The organism is Polaribacter vadi (genome assembly GCF_018861005.1).
In the GTDB taxonomy this organism is placed as follows: Bacteria; Bacteroidota; Bacteroidia; order Flavobacteriales; family Flavobacteriaceae; genus Polaribacter; species Polaribacter vadi_A.
Genome location: NZ_JAHKQL010000004.1, coordinates 56,837 through 80,732 on the forward strand (window position 1 = coordinate 56,837; position 23,896 = coordinate 80,732).

Annotated in this window: 22 protein-coding genes and 1 tRNA gene; 2 read left to right on the top strand and 21 right to left on the bottom strand. The window is 31.4% G+C overall.

Going from position 1 to position 23,896, the window contains the following annotated elements; all coding sequences use genetic code 11:
• Nucleotides 1-23: 23 nt before the first annotated feature.
• The 20 genes from KO506_RS02875 to KO506_RS02970 form a co-directional block, all read right to left on the bottom strand.
• Nucleotides 24-1,379, bottom strand: coding sequence for a lipopolysaccharide biosynthesis protein (locus KO506_RS02875; protein WP_215993397.1), 1,356 nt, complete (start codon nt 1,377-1,379; stop codon nt 24-26).
• A gap of 7 nt (nt 1,380-1,386) precedes the next feature.
• The gene (locus KO506_RS02880; RefSeq protein WP_215993398.1) at nt 1,387-2,019 is read right to left on the bottom strand and encodes an HAD family hydrolase; all 633 of its coding nucleotides are present in this window, start codon (nt 2,017-2,019) and stop codon (nt 1,387-1,389) included.
• Nucleotides 2,009-2,698, bottom strand: a complete 690-nt coding sequence (locus tag KO506_RS02885) for a cytidylyltransferase domain-containing protein (protein WP_215993399.1) — start codon at nt 2,696-2,698, stop codon at nt 2,009-2,011. The genes KO506_RS02880 and KO506_RS02885 overlap by 11 nt, the downstream gene beginning before the upstream one ends.
• Nucleotides 2,699-2,769: 71 nt before the next feature.
• The gene (locus tag KO506_RS02890; protein WP_215993400.1) at nt 2,770-3,537 is read right to left on the bottom strand and encodes an HpcH/HpaI aldolase family protein; all 768 of its coding nucleotides are present in this window, start codon (nt 3,535-3,537) and stop codon (nt 2,770-2,772) included.
• A 56-nt stretch (nt 3,538-3,593) separates the two neighbouring features.
• Nucleotides 3,594-5,066, bottom strand: coding sequence for a hypothetical protein (locus KO506_RS02895; protein WP_303436098.1), 1,473 nt, complete (start codon nt 5,064-5,066; stop codon nt 3,594-3,596).
• Nucleotides 5,067-5,186: 120 nt separating this feature from the next.
• Nucleotides 5,187-6,314, bottom strand: a complete 1,128-nt coding sequence (gmd, locus tag KO506_RS02900; protein WP_215993402.1) for a GDP-mannose 4,6-dehydratase — start codon at nt 6,312-6,314, stop codon at nt 5,187-5,189.
• A gap of 67 nt (nt 6,315-6,381) precedes the next feature.
• Nucleotides 6,382-7,332 (bottom strand): GDP-L-fucose synthase family protein, encoded by a 951-nt coding sequence (locus KO506_RS02905; RefSeq protein WP_215993403.1) that lies wholly within the window; start codon nt 7,330-7,332, stop codon nt 6,382-6,384.
• A gap of 15 nt (nt 7,333-7,347) precedes the next feature.
• Nucleotides 7,348-8,673 (bottom strand): UDP-glucose dehydrogenase family protein, encoded by a 1,326-nt coding sequence (locus tag KO506_RS02910; protein WP_215993404.1) that lies wholly within the window; start codon nt 8,671-8,673, stop codon nt 7,348-7,350.
• A 3-nt stretch (nt 8,674-8,676) separates the two neighbouring features.
• Entirely contained in the window at nt 8,677-9,120 is a 444-nt protein-coding gene (locus KO506_RS02915; RefSeq protein WP_215993405.1) for an adenylyltransferase/cytidyltransferase family protein, read from the bottom strand.
• A 49-nt stretch (nt 9,121-9,169) separates the two neighbouring features.
• Nucleotides 9,170-9,598, bottom strand: coding sequence for an adenylyltransferase/cytidyltransferase family protein (locus KO506_RS02920; RefSeq protein WP_215993406.1), 429 nt, complete (start codon nt 9,596-9,598; stop codon nt 9,170-9,172).
• A gap of 45 nt (nt 9,599-9,643) precedes the next feature.
• The gene (locus tag KO506_RS02925; protein WP_215993407.1) at nt 9,644-10,576 is read right to left on the bottom strand and encodes a Gfo/Idh/MocA family oxidoreductase; all 933 of its coding nucleotides are present in this window, start codon (nt 10,574-10,576) and stop codon (nt 9,644-9,646) included.
• A 205-nt stretch (nt 10,577-10,781) separates the two neighbouring features.
• Entirely contained in the window at nt 10,782-12,059 is a 1,278-nt protein-coding gene (locus KO506_RS02930; RefSeq protein WP_215993408.1) for a nucleotide sugar dehydrogenase, read from the bottom strand.
• 692 nt (nt 12,060-12,751) lie between these two features.
• A tRNA-Val gene (locus KO506_RS02935) sits at nt 12,752-12,826 on the bottom strand.
• A gap of 160 nt (nt 12,827-12,986) precedes the next feature.
• A complete protein-coding gene (locus KO506_RS02940) occupies nt 12,987-14,195 on the bottom strand; it encodes a bifunctional folylpolyglutamate synthase/dihydrofolate synthase (RefSeq protein WP_215993748.1) in 1,209 nt (402 codons plus the stop codon).
• Nucleotides 14,196-14,251: 56 nt separating this feature from the next.
• Nucleotides 14,252-15,088 (bottom strand): energy transducer TonB family protein, encoded by an 837-nt coding sequence (locus KO506_RS02945; protein WP_215993409.1) that lies wholly within the window; start codon nt 15,086-15,088, stop codon nt 14,252-14,254.
• A 68-nt stretch (nt 15,089-15,156) separates the two neighbouring features.
• A complete protein-coding gene (locus KO506_RS02950; protein WP_215993410.1) occupies nt 15,157-15,549 on the bottom strand; it encodes an ExbD/TolR family protein in 393 nt (130 codons plus the stop codon).
• 96 nt (nt 15,550-15,645) lie between these two features.
• A complete protein-coding gene (locus KO506_RS02955; RefSeq protein WP_215993411.1) occupies nt 15,646-16,335 on the bottom strand; it encodes a MotA/TolQ/ExbB proton channel family protein in 690 nt (229 codons plus the stop codon).
• Nucleotides 16,336-16,482: 147 nt separating this feature from the next.
• The gene (gene nhaD, locus KO506_RS02960) at nt 16,483-17,886 is read right to left on the bottom strand and encodes a sodium:proton antiporter NhaD (protein ID WP_215993412.1); all 1,404 of its coding nucleotides are present in this window, start codon (nt 17,884-17,886) and stop codon (nt 16,483-16,485) included.
• Nucleotides 17,887-17,899: 13 nt separating this feature from the next.
• Entirely contained in the window at nt 17,900-19,132 is a 1,233-nt protein-coding gene (locus KO506_RS02965) for a Glu/Leu/Phe/Val dehydrogenase dimerization domain-containing protein (RefSeq protein WP_215993413.1), read from the bottom strand.
• A gap of 193 nt (nt 19,133-19,325) precedes the next feature.
• Nucleotides 19,326-20,378, bottom strand: coding sequence for an anhydro-N-acetylmuramic acid kinase (locus tag KO506_RS02970; protein WP_215993414.1), 1,053 nt, complete (start codon nt 20,376-20,378; stop codon nt 19,326-19,328).
• Nucleotides 20,379-20,467: 89 nt separating this feature from the next.
• On the opposite strand from KO506_RS02970, the gene KO506_RS02975 reads away from it, so the two are divergent.
• Nucleotides 20,468-21,610, top strand: a complete 1,143-nt coding sequence (locus KO506_RS02975; RefSeq protein ID WP_215993415.1) for an acyl-CoA dehydrogenase — start codon at nt 20,468-20,470, stop codon at nt 21,608-21,610.
• Nucleotides 21,611-21,842: 232 nt separating this feature from the next.
• Here the strand turns inward: KO506_RS02975 and KO506_RS02980 are convergent, their stop codons facing one another.
• Nucleotides 21,843-22,625, bottom strand: a complete 783-nt coding sequence (locus KO506_RS02980) for a tRNA pseudouridine(38-40) synthase TruA (protein WP_215993416.1) — start codon at nt 22,623-22,625, stop codon at nt 21,843-21,845.
• 273 nt (nt 22,626-22,898) lie between these two features.
• Here KO506_RS02980 and KO506_RS02985 point away from each other — a divergent pair, with 273 nt between their 5' ends.
• Complete coding sequence (locus KO506_RS02985) at nt 22,899-23,879, top strand: outer membrane beta-barrel protein (RefSeq protein WP_215993417.1); 981 nt, start codon at nt 22,899-22,901, stop codon at nt 23,877-23,879.
• Nucleotides 23,880-23,896 lie beyond the last annotated feature (17 nt).

The following is a 23,896-nucleotide window of genomic DNA, read 5'->3' on the forward strand; positions in this document are numbered from 1 at the left end:
GATATTTTAAAATGAGAAATATTTTATTTTTTACTTACAATTTTTTTTATGGCCATATTTAAATTTAATCCTTGAAAAATCTCTATAAATTTCATCTCCATCATACTTATACTTTTAGGAATAATTATAAATGCCATAATTATATCTAAAATAATAGCTCCTATTGCTGCACCTAATAAACCAAAACCTGAAGATAATAGATAAGTAAATATTACAGATACAATTGCGCTAATTACACCTGCAATAGCAAAAACATATGGTTCATTTTTTGCTCTGAATATAGGTTCTGAAGACCACCAAAGAGAATTAAACAATATACCTATTAAAAAAACATACCATACAGACGGTTCTACATACAATTGTTTTTGTGTCCATATTCCATAAAACCACAGACCAAACACTGCTAAAAATATTACTCCTAAAACAGAAAGTATAAAAGAAGAAAGTACACCTATTTTAAAAATTTTATTCGCTTTAGATGTATTTCCAGCACCAATTTCGTATTGCAATTCAGGAAAAATACTAGAACTGATTATATTTAAAACTTGATTTACAGACCTACTTAATGTGCGTACTGTATTAAATACAGCTACTGACTCAGGTCCCAAGACAATTCTAACCACAAAAGTAGTACCTTGAAAATAAATAGCTTGCCAACCTGGAAACAACATGTATCCAATACCTTTGGATGTTATATTTTTTATTTCTAATTTATCTTTAATTCCTTTGTATTTATGAAATCCTTCCAACATTTTACTCCCTCTATACCAATAAAAAAAATTAAAGAATACGATTACAATTAACTGAGAAATAGCAAAAGCAACTATACCATATCCAAATAAAAGTACTAACATCCCTGCACCCAAATTTAACAAAGATTTTAAAGTTTGTAAGTTAATACTTAAAGATGCTTTTCTTGCTGATCTATAATAGGATTCTATAAGCTGCGTGTAAAAATTTAAAAATCTAGCTAATATCAAAACAGAAACAGCAATTATAGCATCGTATTTTTCAATAATCGATTTTTCGAAAACATCAAAATGATTAAGTATCAATAATACTACTACGCTTACAAACATTGCTATAACTAACATAGTAGAAATTATCCTAATAGCTGCTTTGTTTATATTAGCGGCCTTTTGTTTTTGACCCGATGCATATGCTAAAACAAAACTATTGGCAGCTGCAGAACCAAAACCTAAATCAGAAAATGCAAATACACTAGGTATTATTGTAAGTGTTAACCATTCACCATAGTAAGCAGCACCCCAGCTAGTGATAAAAAAAGGCACTAAAAATAGCTGTTCTAACATTCTTACACCTCTTGTAAGTATAGAAGCAAAACCATTTTTTAAAATATTTTTTTTTACTGTAGACATAAAATTATTAAAAATTAGTGTTTAAAACATTTAAACTAGGAATATATCCTCCATCTAATTTATTTAATTCTTTATTATTATACCCATAGAAATGAATATTATTGGCCTTAGCAGCTTCATAATCATTGATTGAATCTCCAATTAAACATGTTTCTCTTAAAATATAATTATGATTTTTTAATAAATTTTTAACCAATACTTTTTTGGGAGTAGGTGAACCTTCAATAGATAAAAAATAGGGTGTCAAACCTAATTCTTTACATAAAAACCGTAATTCTTCTCCGTCAGAACCTGAAACAATATGAAAATGATACTTTTGATAATTTGATTTGATAAATGATACAGCATCTAATATTAGATTTTTAGGGTTTGTTAATTCCTTTTTCATTAACACAGAAAAATTTTCTGCATAAAGCATTACTTTTTCTTCTGTAATACTTTCACCCAAAATATTTTCATAAAAATATCTGATTTTCACATATCTAGACAGTCCTCCATTAGCACGATGATATTTTAATAGTTCTGAAACTTGTTGAGCATCAAAATTTTTAAAAATCTCTTCGAAACCCCAATCTCTAACAACCATCGAATCTAAAATGACACCATCAAAATCCCACAATATGTTTTTTTTATTGAACATCAACACTGTATTTTAATTTGTACACCATTTCTGCTAATAAAAAATCATCGGGCCAATCTACATCTATTTTTTCATAGCCTTCTGATTGTAACAAATAAGGTTTATGACCAATTCTATCTTTTAAATTTATGTAATTATCTCTTTTATTAATAAAATAACCACTATTAATTTCATATAAAGGAGCTAAAGTTTGTGTTCTAGGCCACTTTTCTTTATCTCTGTCATAATTGTTGGGTTTACCATCTTCATTCCATAAAAAAGTTTGAATTTTATTCACCGTCATTAAGCTATCGTAACCTTCATCTAAATTTTCATAATATTTTTTAATTCCTCTGTTCAATGAATCGGAAGTAATAAAAGGAGAAGTTACGTGAGTCCATAAAATGTGCTCATCTTCAATTATAGTCGGTACATAATCTACCAAATCATCTGTACTGGTAGATGATAATGCTAAATGTTCTGGTCGAATATCAATTGAAATTTTCTTGTGAGGAATAGCTTCTGCAATATCGATAACTTTTTGGTCATTGGTAGAAAGAACGATTTTATCAACCAAAGTAGCATTAATTAAACTACGTAACTTTACTTCTAATAACCCCCCTTCGATACCAGCAAATTCTTTGGTATTCTTGTTGGGTATCCTTTGGCTACCTGCTCTACATGGTAAAAATACGGTCATAGTAATGTGATATTTGTTTACTTATAACAAAAAAAAATGGCCTTAGATTTTCTTATTATTGATTATATATTCTATTTCTTATTTAACTGAGTTACCACCTTTTTAAATGCATCTAAAACAATACCCACATCTACTGCATAAGAAATATATTGCACCCCTATTTCTTTCCACATTTTAGCATCTTCAAATGATTCTGTAAAAGTACCCATCATTTTTCCATTTTCCTGTGCAATATTTATTGCTTTTTTCATTGTTTCTATAACTTTGTTGTGTTTTATTTCACCGGGAACACCACATGATTGCGACAAATCATAACATCCTATAAAAATAATATCGATTCCTTCTACTTGAACAATCTCCTTTAAGTTTTCTATACCTTTTAAACCTTCAATATGAATAATGGTAGCTATAGAATTGTTTGAGTTTTTAAAATAATCTGCACTACTTACATTCGTATATTCAGCAGCACGAACATATCTACACATACCTCTATTACCTATCGGATAAAATTTGGTACACTCAACTACTTTTTGAGCATCTTTTACCGTTGATACTTGTGGCACTTGAATGCATTTTACACCTATATCTAACAGTCGTAAAATAAGTGTTTCGTTATTTTCCGTTACACGAACTACCGGTACAATTCCTTTAGCTTCAGCTGCTCTTATCATATTTTGTACGGAAGTAACATCATGCGGCCCATGTTCCATATCAATAATAATAAAATCAAAACCGCTTAAAGCCGCAAGTTCTATAATTGTAGGATCTTGCATTTTACAAAAAGGTCCATAAAGAAATTTTTGATTAGTTATTTTATCGATAAGTATGTTCTTTTTCATATATATTTAAAAAGTAGTCAATAGGCAAGGTCTTCTTTATTTTTCTATCTCCCTTTCTATATCAAACTATAAATAGAAGATACGTTTACATTTTTATACTTCGTTGGTGTCAAAAATTCTATTTGCACACCTCCTGTATTCATAACATCTTCCAAGATAATTTGATTTTCTCTTGCCATTACAAACTGATTTTGATTTAAACTTAAATCGTATCCATCAAAACCAATATAGTACAAGTGATTCACCCCTAAATCAATGGCTATTTGAGTTGCTATAGCCATAGGTGATTCTGTATCTAAATCAGTAAAAGTAATTCTTTCCAACTCTTTTGATACTTTTATTATGCTATCAGGGATAGTTGTTCCCATTTTACGAGGGAAAGGAGGATACACACATACTTGTGTTACTTTAGAAAAATCACCAATTTGTTTTAATAACTTTTCACTTTCAAAACCTACCAAACCATAGTACTGGTCACAGTCAATGTCTAAATATTCTGTTACTTGGCGTGTACCCGCATGAATTAAACACGCATCTTGTCCTGCACCTTCAAAAAATTTCTTTACAGCTGTTTTGTGTTCTTTGGCAGTTTTACCTCCTCCTAAAATTATAGCTTTACTATATTTAGACTCTTTTTTTAATGTAGCTAACTTTAAATTATCTGCGACTTCTTGTTTTTTATTATTTAATGCATTGATAATACTACCCAAAGGATAACGATTCATCCCCACCCATTCCATCACTTGTTTTTGTGGCAAAGATTTGGCTCCAGAAAACATATAAGGCAAACTTGTACCCCATTGATAATGCTTACGCATCTCTTCAAACTCACTAACTACACTACTTAACTCATTATACGCAATCGGTAAGTTTTCTGCACTTTCTAAATAGGTAAGTAATAATTCTGTTTTTAAATTTCCTGCTCCACGTCCCATACCCGTAATTGTGGCATCTAAAATCTCACAACCAGCCTCTTTTGCTGTAATAGTATTGATAAGTGCCATTTCTAGATTATCATGTCCATGAAAACCAATGGGTACACTTGTTTTACTACGGACCATAGTAATGGTATCTTTTACATCTTGTGGCATTACTCCACCATAAGAATCTACCATATAAAAATAATCAATCACATCATCTACCCCAACTAAAGCATCTAAAAAAGAAGGATCATTTTTCCAATTAGACATGTACATTACATTAAATGCCACCTCAAAACCGGCCGCCTTTACTGTTTTTGCCAATTCAATTGCACGCACCATATTTTTAGGATCAATCGCCATACGAACCATAGCTACATATGGTTTACAAGGATCTAACAATCCCTCATCTATATGCGAAGACCTTATATCTTTTTCATTTAAGATAATGACCAACTTTTTATTAGGCATTAAACTTTTTAGTCGTTTCAAAACATATTCTGGACAGTAAAAGTACTCGCCTAAATATCCTTTCATCGCCATACTTCGATATCCTACTTCCACATAATCAATGGGTAAAGCCTCCATTGCTGCAGCATACTCTGCCACCAAAGCTTCATCAAAATCCCAGTTCGTATAATAACCTCCATCTCTTAGTGTGCAATCTAATAATTTCATGTTTTTTTATTTGTAGTTTAATACTAACTTATATTTTGATTAAACAAAATTCTACTCAACCTGTTTTAAAATTTCATGCCCAGCTTTTAACAGATCTACATCCTTTTTCATAAGTGCTACATCACCTTCCATCATATCTTTTACCAAACCTGCTAAATCATATTCTGGCACCCAACCTAATTGTTCTTTAGCTTTTGTTGGGTCTCCTAGTAATAAATCTACTTCTGTTGGACGGAAATAAGATGGATCTACAGACAATACTTCTTTACCTATTGCTACTTGAAATTCTTCTTTATTACAAGTAACTACATAGGCTTTTTCATCTACACCTTCTCCTTTAAACTCTACTTCGATACCCACTTCACTAAAAGCCATACGAACAAAATCCCTTACTGTAGTCGTTACTCCTGTGGCAATTACCCAATCTTCTGCTTTGTCGGCTTGTAAAATCATCCACATCATGCGTACATAATCTTTGGCATGTCCCCAATCTCGTTTGGCTTCTAAATTCCCTAAAAAGACTTTATCTTGTAAGCCTAAGGCTATTTTTGCTACGGCTCTAGTAATCTTTCTAGTTACAAAAGTTTCTCCCCTTCTTGGCGATTCGTGGTTAAATAACAACCCATTACAAGCAAACATGTCATAGGCTTCTCGATAGTTCTTAGTGATCCAAAAACCGTAAATTTTTGCTACTCCATAAGGAGAACGTGGATATAAAGGTGAGTTTTCATCATAAAAACCTCTTTCGTTTTTATTTTCTGGCAAACCACCAAATAATTCTGACGTAGACGCCTGATATATTCTGGTTTTTTTGCTTAAACCTAACAAACGAACAGCTTCTAAAACTCGTAAAGTACCTAGTGCATCTACATTACCTACGTACTCTGGCATATCAAAAGAAACCTTTACATGAGACATCGCCCCTAAGTTGTAAATTTCATCCGGCTGGCATTCTTGAATAATACGGGTTAGATTCATAGAATCTGTTAAATCTCCATAATGTAACTTTAATCTTTGGTTTGGATCATGAGGGTCTTGGTATAAATGGTCAATACGATCGGTATTGAACAGAGAAGATCTTCTTTTTATACCATGTACTTCATAGCCTTTTTCTAATAACAACTCTGCTAAGTACGATCCATCTTGACCTGTAATTCCTGTGATTAATGCAACTTTCATATTTTTTTTATTTCGTTGTTCGTGTTTCGTTTTTCGATGGACGAGAAACAATAGAGGATTATCGACTCTACATTTTTACTTGTTTAATACTTTCTATATTTTCTAAAAACCAATCATAGGTTTTTTCTATACCTTCTTGCAATTCTGTGGTATACTGCCAACCTATGGCTTTCATTTTAGAAACATCCATTAATTTTCTTGGTGTTCCATCAGGTTTTTCAGAATCCCAAACAATTGTTCCTTGATGACCCACTGCTTTCTGTATAGTCTCTGCCAATTCTTTAATGGTAATGTCTGTACCTGAACCTACATTGTACAAATGTTCTGGCAATTGGTTTTCTAATGCATACACCACGGCTTCTGCCATATCATCTACAAACAAAAACTCACGCATTGGCGTTCCACTTCCCCATAATACAACATCAGCGTTATTATTAGCTTTTGCCTCGTGAAACTTACGGATCATCGCTGGTAATACATGGGAAGTCTTTAAATCGAAATTATCAAAATACCCGTATAAATTGGTTGGCATCAAACTTACATAATCCTTACCAAATTGTTTTCTGATCGCTTCACAAGCTTTTACCCCAGTAATTTTGGCAATGGCATACCACTCATTGGTCGGCTCTAAAGAATCTGTTAATAAGTACTCCTCTTTTAATGGCTGTAGCGCGAATTTTGGATAGATACAAGAACTCCCTAAGAAAATAAATTTTTCAACACCTGATTTTAAAGCGCCATCTATCAAGCTGTTCTGTATTTGCATGTTCTCCATGATAAACTGATATGGAAAATCATTATTAGCTAAAATACCACCTACTCTTGCAGCAGCATCGATAATCGCATCAGGTTTCTCTTCTTGAAGAAACTGAAAAACGGCTTCTTGATTTTTTAAATCTAGCTCCTTACTAGTTCTCCCAATTAAATTAGAATATCCTTTTTGCTCTAAGATCCTCCAAACTGCAGATCCCACCATCCCACGATGACCTGCAATGTATATTTTTGAATTCTTTTCCATATATTAAATATGCTTCTACTTTTTACCTATTTGATAATATTCAAAACCTTCTTTGTCTAAATTAAAGGCATTGTATTGATTTCTACCATCAAAAATGATAGGTGATTTTAGTTGTTGTTTGATTTCGTGGAAGTCTGGAGAACGAAATTCTTTCCATTCTGTTAAGAGAATCAAAGCATCTGCCCCCAATAAAACTTCATATTTGGAATTACAATATTCTAAATTAGCAACTCCTTTTAAATAAAAATGTTCTGCTTCTTCTCTAGCTTTAGGGTCATAAGCTTTAACTTTTGCTCCTCTTTTCACCAATTCTTTAATGGTATAAATAGAAGGAGCTTCTCGCATATCATCGGTACCGGGTTTAAAAGCTAAACCCCACAAACCAAAGGTAAATCCAGACAAATCTTCTCCAAACCTCGCTACAATTTTCTTGGCGATGGATAACTTTTGAGCGTCGTTTACATTTTCTACTGACTCGATTAAATTCGCTTTATAACCGTTTTCTTCAGCAATCTTTTTTAGAGCTTTAACATCTTTAGGAAAACAAGAACCTCCATAACCTGCACCAGGATAAATAAAACTATACCCAATTCTTTTATCAGAACCAATTCCTATTCTTACTTTATTTGCATCTGCACCCACGCGCTCACAAATATTTGCAATCTCGTTCATAAATGAAATTTTGGTCGCCAACATGGTATTAGCAGCATATTTTGTCATTTCAGCAGAACGAATATCCATGGTTATAAAACGATCATGAGTTCTAAAAAACGGCGAATACAATTGCTTCATTTTATCAAAAGCATACTCAGAATCCGCACCAATTACCACACGATCGGGCTTCATAAAATCATCAATCGCTGCGCCTTCTTTTAAAAATTCTGGATTTGAAACCACATCAAATTCCAAGGCCACCTCTCTTTTATCCAATTCAGCTTGTATAGTAGCTTTTACTTTATCTGCTGTTCCAATTGGCACTGTAGATTTATCAACCACGATCAAACGTTTTTGCATGGTTTCTCCTATCGATTTGGCAACTGCTAATACATATTGCAAATCCGCAGAACCATCATCTCCCATAGGCGTACCCACAGCAATAAAAACAATAACAGCAGTATCAATGGCTTCAGCTAAATTGGTAGTAAAAAACAAATTTTTATTTTTAACGTTTTTCAATACCATGCTTTCTAAACCTGGTTCAAAAATTGGAATAATGCCTTCTTCAAGTTTATCAATTTTTTTTTGATCAATATCTACACAAGTAACTTTGTTTCCCATTTCTGCAAAACAAGTCCCTGACACTAAACCTACATATCCAGAACCAATAACAGCTATATTCATGCTTTATGCTTTTTTAGACTTTACTTCCTCTTTTAAATTTTCTTTTTCTTGTACTTCTCTTCGTAAACCACTGCTCGAAAAACGGTGCTCTCTTTTATTGTAAAATAGTTCTATTCCAGATTCTTCGCAATATTTACGTCCTGTATATTGTTTGTTCATATATTCATCCCCAACAATACGCACATCTATTTTAAAAGAACGTAACACATCTTCTAAATCTTGCTCTGTAGCATAAGGTACAATCTCATCCACAAACTTGCATCCTTTTAATTGGATGTAGCGTTCTACTACAGATTGAATCGGTCTATTTTTTTCTGGACGATCTAAGGTTGGGTCGGTTTGCAAACCACAGATTAAATAATCACATTCTTGTTTTGCGTCTTCTAACATTTTTACGTGCCCTGCATGAAACAAATCGAAAGCACTGAAAGTAATACCAATTTTCATATTAATTTATTTTTATTCTTTTTGGTTGATAATTTTTGATTTCTACTTGTTACTCCTTGCCTTTAAGCAACCAGGAAGAAGATTGTATTTTGTCACCTAAACCATCGATTAAGGCTACACCCAATTCTTTACATGTAGGCACTTCTGGAATAGAGTTGTTATTTTGATCTCCACCATTAGCAAAAGCAAAATCATAGGCATCCCCATATTCTTTGACCAAATGCGCAATACTTGCACAAACAGTACGATCTTGATCTACAGAAATAATCGCATTGTCTACGGCTTTGATATTACTAACTATAATCAAACGTTCGTCTTCTTTTTGAAATGCTTTAGAACCTTTTAACTCCCTTTGTAAATCACTGTTTACAATTACAAATAGCTCATCAGCTAAGGATTTGGCATTATTGAAGTACTCTAAATGCCCTTTATGAATAGGATTAAAATAACCAGAAACGATAATTGCTTTCTTTTTCATTGTTACATTTTTAATTAATACTGAGACAAATATATGTTTATTTATTTAACTACAAAATGGATGTTTTTCCCCTTTTTTAAGAATTGTTAAATTCCTAATGTCATGTACTATTTTTATAGATTCTTCAGAATCAACCAATCCGAAACCGTTTCCTTTTATGATTTCTTCATAACTACGATTGTGCAATTCTGTAAATCCTGAACTGAACTCAATTTCTTCTTCATTCACGGTGATCGATCTATAAGTTCTTTGCCCTTTTTGCTTAACCGCTTCTGGTAAAGAATTTTCATCGATAGACAAAAACCAACGTACTCTGGCTTTTTCAAATTCTAAATAACCAGAAGCCTTATTTTGCGTCCTTAAATGTACAATATTTTCTTGAACTGCTCCAAAAATCCAAGAAAGCATGTCGTAAAAATGCACCCCTATATTAGTTGCTATCCCTCCTGACTTACTTTCATCCCCTTTCCAAGAAATATCATACCAACGTCCTCGAGAAGTAATATAGGTTAGGTCTACTTCGTATTTTTGATTGGAATTAGCAGCGTCTACTTTATTTTTTAAAGCAATGATACTCGGATGCAATCGTAATTGTAAAATAGTATTTATCTTCTGCCCCGATTCTTTTTCAATATCTTTTAAAGCATCTATATTCCATGGATTTAAGACCAAAGGCTTTTCACAAATAGCATCTGCTCCTCTTCTTAATGCCATACGAATATGTGAATCGTGCAAATAATTAGGTGTACAGATTGAAACATAATCCAAGTGTATACCATTTCTTTTTAATTTTTCGATATGACGATCAAAACGCTCAAATTCTACAAAGAAATCTGCTTTGGGAAAATAACGATCCATGATCCCTACACTATCAAACTTATCTAAAGCCGCAATTAAGGTATTATTGGTTTCTTTAATGGCTTGTAAATGCCTTGGAGCGATATAACCAGCTGCCCCTATTAATGCAAAATTCTTCATTTTTATTTTTCCGCTTTTTTGCTGCACTTATTCGTGATTCGTTTATCTATTGTTCGTTATTGAGTTCTAATTCCAAACCACTTACTTCCAACACTTAACCTTTTTTTTTATTTCAAGACTATCTTCTCTTCCTCCTATTTGTCATAATTCGTAATTTATAATTCCCCTTATTTTTAACCAAAAACTAAGACTGAGAACTGTGAACCTACAAACTCTTATCCTTAACCTTTAAAAAATTCTTAATATCATAAATTACAGATTTACTTCTTTGTAATTCACTTATATCAATTTCTTTGAAATCATTGTGTGCTACTGCCAAAACAATAGCTCCGTATTTATGTTCAGTTAAACCCTCTAATAAACTGATTTGATACTCCTCAAAAACCTCTTCTTTTTGTGCCCAAGGATCGTATAAATCAACATCTACTCCGTAACTTTTTAAAGCATGATATAAATCGACCACCTTTGTATTTCGAATATCTGGACAGTTCTCTTTAAAAGTAATCCCTAAAATTAAAACCTTAGCACCTTTAATTTTTACCTCTTTATTAATCATCAACTTGATGACCTCAGAAGCAATATGACTACCCATACTATCATTTAATCGTCTACCTGAGAGTATAATTTCTGGATAATAACCAAATTGCTGTGCTTTTTGCGCCAAATAAAATGGATCTACACCTATACAATGACCACCTACTAAGCCTGGCTTAAAAGGAAGAAAATTCCATTTTGTTGTGGCTGCCTCTAAAACATCACTGGTATTAATGTTCATTAAACTAAAAATCTTAGCCAATTCATTTACAAAGGCAATATTAATATCTCTTTGGCAATTTTCTATAATTTTAGCAGCCTCTGCCACCTTTATTGAAGGTGCTAAATGTGTTCCGTTTTTTAATACAGACTTATATAAATCATTCACTTTTTTTGCAGTTGCAGGAGTAGAACCAGAAGTTACTTTTAGTATACTTTCTACCGTTCTTACTTTATCTCCAGGACTAATTCTTTCTGGTGAATACCCAACAAAAAAATCTTCGTTAAAACTTAAATTAGAATGTTTTTCTAAAACAGGAATACAATCTTCTTCAGTTGCACCTGGATAGACTGTAGATTCATAGATAACAATATCTTCTTTTTTTAAATATTTTGCGATGGTTTTACTAGCTGATAACAATGGCTTTAAAACAGGCTGATTGTTTTTATCTACAGAGGTAGGTACTGTTACAATAAAGTAATTGCAAGTTTGCAAACTATTCGAATCTGTAGTAATATACAAACCCTTTGCAGCACGTTCTTCATTTACAATAACTTGCTTTAAAAGCGCATCATCTACCTCCTGGGTTTCATCGATTCCTTCTTGCAGTTTTGCAACTCTTTGCGTATTAATATCAAAACCAACCACAGGATATTTTGTAGCAAATAATCGCGCTAGTGGTAAACCTACATACCCTAAACCAATGATTGCTATTTTTATTTTTTGCATTAACTGACGAAATAATTATAAGTCTACGAATGTACAAAAAAGGTTTTTTATGTATGAATGAAAAGCAAAAAATTCGAAATAAAAAGACACAGTTATTTTAAACAACTCTTAAAAAAAAAGAATAAAGTTCATGTTTTTTTTTACTAACTATGCTATATATGAAATTTACACATCGCTATCTAAAAAACAAGACAATTTTAATTCCCCTCATTACATTATTCAATAAAACAAATAACATTCACTTCTCAATACCTAAAAAAAATGATTAAAAAAAAAGAACAAATTTAAAACTTAAATTTACAAATTGCTATACACAAAAAATCACTATAATTATATTTAGCGAACAATAAATGTAGCAATAAACTTTTACCTTATTGAAGAAATTGAGAGATCCTTAAGTTTTTAAAGTTGCTATAAATTTTTGAATGGCTTTTTTACTTTTCCAATTATCACTTGTCGTTCTCAGTGCAATGCTTTTAATCATTCCTCAAACTTTTCACGACACACAATAATTAAAACCTCAATGCTCAAAAGAACACCTTTTATGACTAGAATTGTGCTTTCAAACTATACATCTAACATCTTAAGTTCCTCTATACAAATCTATCGAGATTTTTAAGTATTAAATACATCAGAAGCAATTCATAGCTAAATAAAAAATCCTTTACTATAATAGTAAAGGATTTTTGAAGTGGGCAATAAGGGATTCGAACCCCTGACCCCTTGGGTGTAAACCAAGTGCTCTGAACCAACTGAGCTAATTGCCCTTTTATATTTTGATTCCTAAGGTAGGAATTTAATCACTTTTATAATTTTAATTTTTCAAAACCAAAATTGATAACCTCTAAAACAACTAAGACAATTACCTTAAGCGGTTGCAAATATAACACTGTTTTTGAATCTGACAAACAAAAAATGAAATTTATTTTAAATTATTTCTGCAACCACAAAAGTACTCCCACCAACATAAACTATACCTTGCTGATTTGCATTTATTAAGGCATCTGCATACGCATTTTTTACAGATGAATATTTTTTTCCTTTTAAATCTAAGTTCATTGCTTTTAATTGTAATTCATCTTCAGGAAGTCCTCTTGGGATATTAGGTTTACAAAAATAATAGGTAGCCGTTTTTGGGAAAAGAGGTAAAACATCATCTAATTTCTTATCAGAAACAACACCTAACACAATATGCAACTTTGTAAACTTTTCTTTTTTTAATTGATTCAGCACTATTTTTAAACCTTCTTTGTTGTGGGCAGTATCACAAATAACTTTTGGGTTATCTTGTAAAATCTGCCACCTTCCTTTTAAATTGGTATTTCTTACCACATTTAATAACCCTTTTTTAATATTTTCTTCTGAAACTATAAATCCATGTAGTTTTTGTATTGTTAACACTGCTGTTTTCGTGTTTTTGTGCTGATAATCACCCAATAAATCACTTGTATAATTTTGTATAATATCCGAAGCAAAAAAGAGTGCTGAATTTGTTTCTTTTACTTTTTCTAAAAAAACTTCTCTAACCTCTTTTTGCTCTTCACCAATAATTACAGGAATCTTATCTTTAATAACCCCTGCTTTTTCAAAAGCAATTTCTGGCAAGGTTTCTCCTAAAAACTGTGTATGATCTAGACCTATATTTGTAATTACTGAAATTTCTGGCATTATAATATTAGTAGAATCTAACCTACCTCCTAAACCGACTTCAACAATAGCTATATCTACTTTTTCTTTTGCAAAATAATCGAAAGCTAAACCTACTGTCATTTCAAAAAAAGATAGTTTTTGGGTTTCTAAAAATTCTTTATGGCTATTGACAAATGACATAACTTTACTTTTCGGAATTTCATTACCATTAATACGAATTCGCTCTGTAAAGTTTTTTAGATGTGGTGATGTATATAAACCCACCTTATAACCTGCTTCTTGTAAAATTGAAGCCAACATATGAGACGTTGATCCTTTACCATTTGTACCCCCAACATGAATAGATTTAAACTTTTTTTCTGGGTGCTCTAATTCTTTAGAAAATGCTAAAATATTAGTTAAGTCTTTTTTGAATGCAGTTTTACCTTCTTTTTGATACATGGGTAATTGAGCAAACATCCATTGTAAAGTTTCTTGATAGTTCATAATTCTGATTTTAGATTCCTGCTTTACAGGAATGACAGAATCAACAAAAATAAGCATTATTTAGAGAGAGAAAACTTATAAATAATAGTTCCTGTTTGATTTGAAGGTGCTTTATCATCTGCATTCCAAGTGGTTTTTAACGCAGCTTCTTTTGCTGGCTTTAGTAAACAAGCAGCCGTATTTGTAGAACCTTTTACTCCTGGAACAGCGCTAATTACTTTTCCATTTTTATTTACTGTAATTCTTACCACTACAATACCTTCTTCTTGGCAATTTGGTTGCTCTTTGGGTTTAGACAATGCTTTTCTACCAGCTAAATTATAATTACCACCAGAACCACTACCCGTATTTCCATAATATTTATTGGATTCTGGATCGCCATTTAATTTTCCTTTTACACCTTCTTTATTATCATCTCCTTCACCTTTAGGAGCACCATCAGAAACATTACCATTTAACAAACTATTTAATGCATCTGTTGTTTCTTTTGATGGTTTTGGTTTCGGTTTTGGTTTTGGCTTCTCTTCTTTTTTTACAACCTCTTTAATAGGCTCTTTTTTTACTTCTTTTACTTTTTCTACTACAGGTACATCCTCTACAGTTTCTTCAGTAATAATTTCTTCTTCTATAATTTCATCAGGAGTTTCTTCTACAACCTCTTCTTCTATAATTTCTTCTTGTTCTTCAACCTTTGGAGTTGGTGCTTTTTTGGTATTTAAAACTGGCTCTCCACTACCATAATCTGTATCTCCAAAATTAATGGCAACTCCATATTCTTCTGGCGGATCTAAATATTGCATACCATAATTAAGTATACCAAATAGCAATAACATTAAAATTATTAATGTTATTATTGCTGATTTTCGTTTATGTTTTGTGTCTAATATTGGCATTATTTATAAAGTTCTCGATACAATTTTCTTTATTTCAATCAGAAAATCACTCGAACTGACAATTGTATTTACTTTCCTTTTACAGCTAAAATCATTTTTAACTTATTCTTATTTGCAATATCTATTACCTTCATTACATTTTTATAAGGTACATCTTTATCACCTCTAATTACAATGGTTTTCTGTTTATCTGTACCAACACTTCTTAAAATTTCACTTTCTAGACTCGATGAACTTACCTCAGTTTTATCAATATAAAAAATAGATTTACTGGTAATCGTTACAGCAACTGACTTACTGTTTTCTGTTTTTCCACCAGCCTTGGGCAATAAAACATCTATAGCACTTACAGTAACCAAAGTAGAGGTTAGCATAAAAAATATCAGCAATAAAAAAACAATATCTGTCATTGAAGACATATTGAATGATGGATCTACTTTATTTCTTCCTCTTAAATTCATATTTGGATATTCAAGGTTTAACGTTTAAAATTCAAAATTGAGCCTCAAAAATTAGTTTGTAACTTTAAACTCTATACTTTAAATTTTGAACTTGTATTAGACTGGCTCATTAAGTAAATCTAAAAACTCAACTGATTTTGCTTCCATTTGATAGACAACTTTATTGGTTCTGACTACTAAATGATTGTAGGTTATATAAGCGATAATACCCACAATTAAACCTGCAACTGTTGTTGTCATAGCTGTATATAATCCGTCAGAAAGCATTTTTATATCTATTTGCCCACCAGCATTTGCAATTTCATGAATGGCAATGATCATACCAATAACAGTTCCTAAAAAACCAATCATTGGTGCTGCACCTGCAATTGTAGCTAAAACAGAAACATTTTTTTCTAGTTGATACACTTCTAATTTACCTGCAGTTTCAATAGCTGTATTGATATCATCTAAAGGTTTACCAATTCTAGAAATACCTTTACCTATTAATCTTGCTGTAGGCGTATTTTTACTTTTACATAATGCATTTGCAGATTCTAAATTACCATTAGAAATAAAATCTTTAATTTGATTCATAAAGTTCTTATCTACTTTAGAGGCCGATTTTATTGCAAAAAAGCGTTCAAAATAAATATATAGAGCAACAGCTAACAACACAAATAGCAAAGCAATAATTATTTGCCCTCCTATACCACCATCCATAATTAACTTATAGATAGAGAGTGTTTTTTCTTCTTGTACAGCTTCTTCTAGTAAGTCTTTATTTTCTTGAAAAAATGAAATCATTCAACTAAGTTTTTTGGTTTTATATATTAACGACTGTTCTTTTTTAAAATTGTTTCAAGGTAACAATTCAGTTTTAATTATAGCAAAAAAAAAAATGCCATTTTGTAAATTAACAAAATGGCATTTTAAATTTTATTAAAATTATGTTTAAATAAATGCTCTTAGTAAAACAAATGATAAAGACCCTACTAAAAACCCTATTAAAGCTAACCAAGATATTTTTTTCAAATACCAAAAGAAATCTATTTTTTCCATACCCATTGCTACAACTCCAGCAGCAGAACCTATAATTAACATAGAACCTCCTGTACCTGCAGAAAATGCAATAAAGTGCCATAAAGGATTATCTAAACCTTCAGAAAACATTCCTAAACTTGCAGCTACTAATGGTACATTATCGATTACTGCAGAACCAATCCCTAATAATATTACCACTAAATCAGAAACTACTGTACCTTCTAACTCAGAACCAATTAAAGGAATACCTTGTTTTAAACTATCAGCAAAATTAAATAGAATACCTAAAGATTCTAAAGCTGCAACTGCCATTAAAATACCTAAGAAAAATAAGATACTTGGCATTTCTATTTTAGATAAAGATGCATGTACAGGACTGTGATGTGCTTCTGCTTCATGTTCTTGAGCTTGCTCTCCTTCTACTTTTGACAAAGCAAATTTAGAATTACTATAAATTTCAGCAAAGGTTGCTACAATACCTAAAGACAACATCATACCAACATAAGGTGGTAAATGTGTAACTGTTTTAAAAACTGGCACAAATAAAATTGCTCCTAACCCTAAATATAACATAGTTGCACTGTGCTGACTTTTAGGCTTTTCTACTTCGTTTTCATCAAAATCAATTTCTCCTTTAAAAGCAGGTAAAAAAGTTGCAATAAAAGTAGGCACAACCATACATAATAATGATGGTAAAAATAAATAGGTAAATAACATACCTGTACTTACTTTATCTCCAATCCAAAGCATTGTTGTTGTTACGTCTCCAATAGGTGAAAAAGCACCACCTGCATTTGCTGCTATAATAATTAAACCAGCAAACCAAATTCTATCATCTCTAGTTTTTACAATTTTCTGTAAAATAGAAATCAAAACAATTGTAGCTGTTAAATTATCTATAATTGCTGATAAAATAAAAGCTAGAATTGCAAACATCCATAAAAGCTTTTTCTTTCCTTTAAAATTCACGTAACTTTTAATAGTAGAAAAACCATCAAAATAATCGATAATTTCTACAATTGTCATTGCCCCTAAAAGGAAAACTAGAATTTCTGCTGTTTTACCTAAATGATGTAATAACGTTTCTTCTACTAAATGTAATTTATCATCATGCCCCATTGTTGCAAAACCGTCTACTAAACCATGATTTGCAGAATCGAACCAATTTGTAAAGTTGTCTACACCAAGTGCAACTAGAGCCCAACAAACTGCCATCATAACCAAGGCAGGTATTAACTTATCTAGTTTTAAATTATGCTCTAAAGTAATGGCTAAATACCCCATTACAAATACAATAATAATTACTGATTCCATTTTTATTTATTATTTAAATTAATTGTTTTAACGCTATTTCGAATGCAGTTGAACAGATTTTTGTTTTAGACGCACTCTTTTTAAATGTTTTTTGTAATGCTTTTTTTATGATGTTAGATGTGTCATTAAATATAGCTTTATCTTGCATTGGTAAATCTACTTTTGCCTCCATTAAATATGCAAAAACTCTTGCTATACCACAATTGGAAATAAAATCTGGCAACAAACTTAAATGATTATCTGTGTACTCCATAATTGGGCCAAAGAAAATTTCTTTATCCGCAAAAGGAACATTAGCTCCTGGAGATATTACTTCTAAACCTGCATCTATCATTTGTTGTACTTGATCTTGAGAAACCAATCTAGAAGCTGCTGCAGGAACAAATATTTCTGCAGGTAAGCTCCAAATTTTCTCATTTATTTCATCAAAAGAAATCATATTTTTTGATGTCAATTTATTTCCATCTTTAGACAAAAATAAATCAGTCATTTCTTGTTGCGAAAATCCTTTTTCGTTTATTAAACCACCATCTCTATCAATAATACCAACAACTTTTGCTCCTAATTTTGTTAAATAATAAGCTGCAGCTGCACCTACATTTCCAAAACCTTGAACTATGGCTCTTTTGTCTTTAACTTCTCCTCCGTAAATATTGTAATAATGTTTTACAGCTTCTGCAACTCCATACCCCGTTAACATGTCTGCAATTGTATATTTTCTAGACAAATCTGGTGAAAACGTTTCATCTTCAATCACCTTAATTACGCCCATACGTAATTGGCCAATTCTATTTATCTTATCTGCTTCAGTAGGTTTAAAATGCCCATTAAAAATACCTTCTTGAGGATGCCAAACACCACAACTTTCGGTAATCGGAATAACATCTTTATCTGCATCTACATTCAAATCGCCTCCTGTACCATAATAATGTTTTAAAAGCGGAGTAACTGCTTTATACCAACGTTCTAAAACACCTCTTTTTCTAATATCATTTGGATCGAAATTTATACCTGATTTTGCTCCACCAATTGCTGGACCAGAAACTGTAAACTTAACTTCCATAGTTTTTGCCAAAGACAAAACCTCATTCATATTTAAGCCTTTACGCATTCTTGTTCCACCACCTGCTGCACCTCCCCTTAAAGAGTTTATAACTGTCCAACCTTCTGCTTCAGTTTCTTGATCTTTCCAATGAAAAACAATTTCTGGTTGTTTGTTTTCGTATATTTTTAATAATTCTTTCATTTTAAAATTTTAATGACTACTCAACTTCGATTTGCTATTTTCTTTTCCCTTTTTTAATTAAAAACTATATGGAAAAAGTTAAAGTTGATTCATTTTTAAAATTGATTTTAAATTATTATAAAATATTGTGATATCCCTACAAACTTACAGTAAAAAAATGATTGTTCAAATTAATTTTATAACGAACTAACCGTTAAAAAATAACGCCAGAAGAGTGGTCTTTTTGTGCACCAGTTACACTTGCTAAGCAATTTACCTGATTATCAATCTTTAACAAACCTAACAATGCAAATATCAATGCCTCTTTAAAATGGATTAATTTACAATCTGGTAAACCAATTTTAACATTTGAGTAACAAGCAACCTGCTCCATTAAAAAAGTATTAAAAACTCCACCTCCTGTAAACAAAAGTGATGTATTATCTTTTATAGCTACACTAATTTGTATGGCAACATGCTCTACAACAGTTCTTAAAATATCTGGCACATTCGCCTCTAACTGATCTATCATTGGAAAAACATTCTGCTGCACCCACTCTAATCCTAAAGATTTTGGTGGATTTTTCTGATAAAATTCTAAAGCGTTTAACTTGGCTAGTAGTTGATGATTAATTTTACCTGATTTTGCAATTTCTCCTGATGCATCATACTCAAATCCCAATTTATTGGCATAAAAATTTAAAACAATATTTACAGGACAAATATCATATGCAATTCTTTGACCATCCTTTTTAAAGGAAATATTTGAAAACCCACCTAAATTGATACAATAATCATAATTTGAAAACAATAATTCATCTCCAATAGGCACCAAAGGTGCTCCTTGCCCACCCAATTTTACATCTTGAGTTCTAAAATCACAAACAACTTTTTGCTTGGTAATTTCGGCAATTTCTTTTCCATTCCCTATCTGAAGTGTAATTCCTTTTTCTGGTTGATGTAAAACTGTATGTCCATGAGAAGCTACAAAATCAATATTTATCAGTTTAAATTTTTGAATAAAACCATTTATTATACCTCCTAAAAGTTTACCATAATTATTATCTAATTCTTGTATTTCTTTACCAGATAAATCTATTGCAAACTGTAATCTTTGCTTCCATTCTTTAGGGTAACTTACTGTTTCTGAGTTTAGAATTACAAAATTTTTATAATCATTTTTATCAAACTTAACATATACTAAATCTACACCATCTAAAGATGTTCCAGACATTACACCAATAACAAAAACTTCATTTTTAATCATATATGTAAAAATAATAAAAGTATATTCAAAATATATTACGAAATCGATATATTTGTAGTCTTAAATTACGAATATAATAAAAATACAATATGGATTTTAGCTTAACAGAAGAACACATAATGATACGTGATGCAGCAAGAGACTTTGCTAAAACTGAATTATTACCTGGTGTTATAGAAAGAGACAACAAACAAGAATTCCCAGATGAATTAGTAAAAAAAATGGGAGCACTTGGTTTTATGGGTGTTATGGTTGATCCAAAATATGGTGGTAGTGGAATGGATGCCATTTCTTACGTATTAATTATGGAAGAATTATCTAAAATAGACGCTTCTGCTTCTGTTATGGTTTCTGTAAATAATTCTTTAGTTTGTTATGGTTTAGAAGCATATGGAACTGAAGAACAGAAGAAAAAATACCTAACAAAATTAGCATCTGGAGAGCAAATAGGTGCCTTTTGTTTATCTGAACCAGAAGCAGGATCTGATGCAACCTCTCAAGCAACAACTGCTATTGATAAAGGCGACCATTACTTAATAAACGGAACAAAAAACTGGATTACAAATGGAGGACGCTCTGACGTATATTTAGTAATTGCACAAACAGATAGAGAAAAAGGCCATAGAGGAATTAACGCTTTTATCGTTGAAAAAAACACAGAAGGTTTCCATATTGGCCCTAAAGAAGATAAATTAGGAATTCGTGGTTCAGACACACATACTTTACAATTTAACGACCTTAAAGTGCCTAAAGAAAATAGAATTGGCGAAGATGGCTTTGGTTTTAAGTTTGCAATGAAAACACTTTCTGGAGGTAGAATTGGTATTGCTGCACAGGCTTTGGGTATTGCTTCTGGCGCTTATGAATTGGCTTTAAAATACTCAAAAGAACGTAAGGCATTTGGTACAGAAATCTGTAATCATCAAGCCATTGCTTTTAAATTAGCAGACATGTACACCGAAATTGAAGCTGCAAGAATGTTGGTTATGAAAGCTGCTTGGGACAAAGATCAAGGAAATAATTACGACATGTCTTCTGCAATGGCAAAATTATACGCATCTAAAGTTGCTATGGAACAAACTGTAGAAGCCGTACAAATTCATGGAGGAAATGGTTTTGTAAAAGAATATCATGTAGAACGTTTAATGCGAGATGCAAAAATTACTCAGATTTACGAAGGTACTTCAGAAATTCAAAAAATTGTTATTTCTAGAGGAGTTATCAAGGGTTAAAAGTGGCCTATATATAATGTATAAGAAATCCATCTTTTTAAGGTGGATTTTTATTTTGGCATGTTTTTGTGAAAAACAAAAATCGCGCTATCCATTATATCTTTTTTTCATACCTCAAAAAAGGATGCCATTTCTATCGCTCATGCAAATACTTGCAAACAAAATCAAAACCCCTTAAATCAACTTTTTTTAAGATCAATAGAATTCAATTATAATAAATAGGTTATCATATTTACAATTGCAAATCTATAGTATACAGTTGCAAACCAGAAGCAGGCGCAATATTTCTTAAAGACTTTCTATCATTATCCTCTTTTAAAGAAGCTTCAATAAATTCTAAGCTTAAATTACCTTTACCTAACTCAAACAAAGTAGCCATCATTAATCTTATTTGATATCTTAAAAACCCTTTTCCCTTTACTTTTAATATATAAGACTTTTCAGGAAAAAAGTTAGCTAATAAAACATCATTCTCTACAATTTCACAAGAATGTATTACCCTCTTAAAAACTGTATTCTCTGATGGCTTAGTACAATATTTATGAAAATAATGCTCGCCTTCAAACAGTTTATCCCCTTTTTTCATTAAATCAATATTTAAATCAGTATCAACATTTACAATAAAAGGAGCAGCAAAAGGATGGTTTTCTTCTCCAAAAGAAAAATAGTAATGATACTCTTTTATCTTATCAGCATTAATAATATTAAACTTTCTATCTACGTTTTGAATAGAAATAGCCCTAAAATCCGCAGGAAAATTAGAATTTAAAGACTTCAAAAACAATTCTGGTTCCAAAATCGAATTTGTAAAAAGCTGAAAATAATAACCATTAGCAGAAACTTTTGCATCTGTTCTACCAACACCAATCGTTTTATAATCACCTTCTAAAAGTATAAAAGACAAAGTTTTATCAATAATTTCATGCAATGTTTTTGCATTTTTCTGTTTTTGCCAACCAGAAAACCGAAAACCAAGGAATTGTAAGTAAATTAAGTAAGAAACTGAATATTTCATAAGTGCAAATGTACAATAATTGCATTTTTTTTTACAAAAAGTGCATTTTTATGAATATCTCAAAATTATAGGCAACTTTTTTATGAACCTAACATTTTTTACCTTAAATAAACGTTAAAATAAAGTTATCTCAAATTAACCCCTATTTTTTTAAGGGGTAAACCCTTAAAAAGTATGTTTTGAAAATTTACCCCCCTTGTTAGATTAAATTAAATATTTACATTTGGAGCGTTCAAATAATAAAAATCAATAAAAACTAAAAAGAACATCATTATGAAAAAAATTATTTTTACTTTGTTATTAGCAAGCGGATTGTTAGTAAATGCACAAGAAGAAGAAAAAACATTTACATTAAGTGGTAGTATAGACACTTACTTTAGAGGTAACATCAGTGGTGGTGAATTTGACACTGCTCCTGGTAGTTCTTTTGCAAACTTACCTGGTTTCTCTTTAGGTATGATTAACTTAGTCGCTGCTTACGAAGGAGAAAAAGTAGGATTTGTTGCAGATATGGTATATGGTCCAAGAGGAGCTGATGCTGTTTTTAACTCTGTTGGAAACTCTTCATCAATCGTAAATCAGTTATATGCTTATTGGAATGTAAGCGAAAAAGTAACACTTACAATTGGTAACTTTAATACTTTCTTAGGATATGAGGTAATCTCTCCAACTGCAAACTTTAACTACAGTACTTCTTATTTATTTTCTTATGGTCCATTTAGCCATACAGGTATTAAAGCAGATTTCGATTTAGGTGGTGACACTTCTTTAATGTTAGCTGTTATGAATCCAACTGATGCAACTGAGTATAACCCAAATGGTAGTTATGCTTTTGGAGCTCAATTAGGTTTTTCAGGTCAATACATTAACTTCTTATATGATCAAGGAGCTTATGAATTAGACTTTACAGGTGGTTTTGATATCTCAGAAACTTTCTTTTTAGGAGTTAATGCTGCTTATTTCTCAGGTGATGATGCTCCAGGATTTTATGGTGCAGCAATCTACCCACAATGGACAACTTCTGAATCTTTTAAAATTGGTTTAAGAAGTGAATTTTTCCAAGAAGATGGCGCTTTTGGTGCAATTGGAGGAGGAACTGATGCAAGTGTAATTGCTACTACATTAACAGGTAACTATTCAATTGGTTCTTTAACAATTATTCCTGAATTAAGATTAGACACTGCTTCTGACCCTGTATTTGTTGGAGATAAAGCACTTAGTTCTTTCGCTTTAGCTGCTGTATACTCTTTCTAAGAAGAAATTCAACTATT

Coding starts and splice junctions, on each gene's coding strand:
- KO506_RS02875 (WP_215993397.1), bottom strand. CDS start 1,379: ATGTCTACAGTAAAAAAAAATATTTTAAAAAATGGTTTTGCTTCTATA.
- KO506_RS02880 (WP_215993398.1), bottom strand. CDS start 2,019: ATGTTCAATAAAAAAAACATATTGTGGGATTTTGATGGTGTCATTTTA.
- KO506_RS02885 (WP_215993399.1), bottom strand. CDS start 2,698: ATGACCGTATTTTTACCATGTAGAGCAGGTAGCCAAAGGATACCCAAC.
- KO506_RS02890 (WP_215993400.1), bottom strand. CDS start 3,537: ATGAAAAAGAACATACTTATCGATAAAATAACTAATCAAAAATTTCTT.
- gmd (WP_215993402.1), bottom strand. CDS start 6,314: ATGAAAGTTGCATTAATCACAGGAATTACAGGTCAAGATGGATCGTAC.
- KO506_RS02905 (WP_215993403.1), bottom strand. CDS start 7,332: ATGGAAAAGAATTCAAAAATATACATTGCAGGTCATCGTGGGATGGTG.
- KO506_RS02910 (WP_215993404.1), bottom strand. CDS start 8,673: ATGAATATAGCTGTTATTGGTTCTGGATATGTAGGTTTAGTGTCAGGG.
- KO506_RS02915 (WP_215993405.1), bottom strand. CDS start 9,120: ATGAAAATTGGTATTACTTTCAGTGCTTTCGATTTGTTTCATGCAGGG.
- KO506_RS02920 (WP_215993406.1), bottom strand. CDS start 9,598: ATGAAAAAGAAAGCAATTATCGTTTCTGGTTATTTTAATCCTATTCAT.
- KO506_RS02925 (WP_215993407.1), bottom strand. CDS start 10,576: ATGAAGAATTTTGCATTAATAGGGGCAGCTGGTTATATCGCTCCAAGG.
- KO506_RS02930 (WP_215993408.1), bottom strand. CDS start 12,059: ATGCAAAAAATAAAAATAGCAATCATTGGTTTAGGGTATGTAGGTTTA.
- KO506_RS02940 (WP_215993748.1), bottom strand. CDS start 14,195: ATGAACTATCAAGAAACTTTACAATGGATGTTTGCTCAATTACCCATG.
- KO506_RS02945 (WP_215993409.1), bottom strand. CDS start 15,088: ATGCCAATATTAGACACAAAACATAAACGAAAATCAGCAATAATAACA.
- KO506_RS02950 (WP_215993410.1), bottom strand. CDS start 15,549: ATGAATTTAAGAGGAAGAAATAAAGTAGATCCATCATTCAATATGTCT.
- KO506_RS02955 (WP_215993411.1), bottom strand. CDS start 16,335: ATGATTTCATTTTTTCAAGAAAATAAAGACTTACTAGAAGAAGCTGTA.
- nhaD (WP_215993412.1), bottom strand. CDS start 17,886: ATGGAATCAGTAATTATTATTGTATTTGTAATGGGGTATTTAGCCATT.
- KO506_RS02965 (WP_215993413.1), bottom strand. CDS start 19,132: ATGAAAGAATTATTAAAAATATACGAAAACAAACAACCAGAAATTGTT.
- KO506_RS02970 (WP_215993414.1), bottom strand. CDS start 20,378: ATGATTAAAAATGAAGTTTTTGTTATTGGTGTAATGTCTGGAACATCT.
- KO506_RS02975 (WP_215993415.1), top strand. CDS start 20,468: ATGGATTTTAGCTTAACAGAAGAACACATAATGATACGTGATGCAGCA.
- KO506_RS02980 (WP_215993416.1), bottom strand. CDS start 22,625: ATGAAATATTCAGTTTCTTACTTAATTTACTTACAATTCCTTGGTTTT.
- KO506_RS02985 (WP_215993417.1), top strand. CDS start 22,899: ATGAAAAAAATTATTTTTACTTTGTTATTAGCAAGCGGATTGTTAGTA.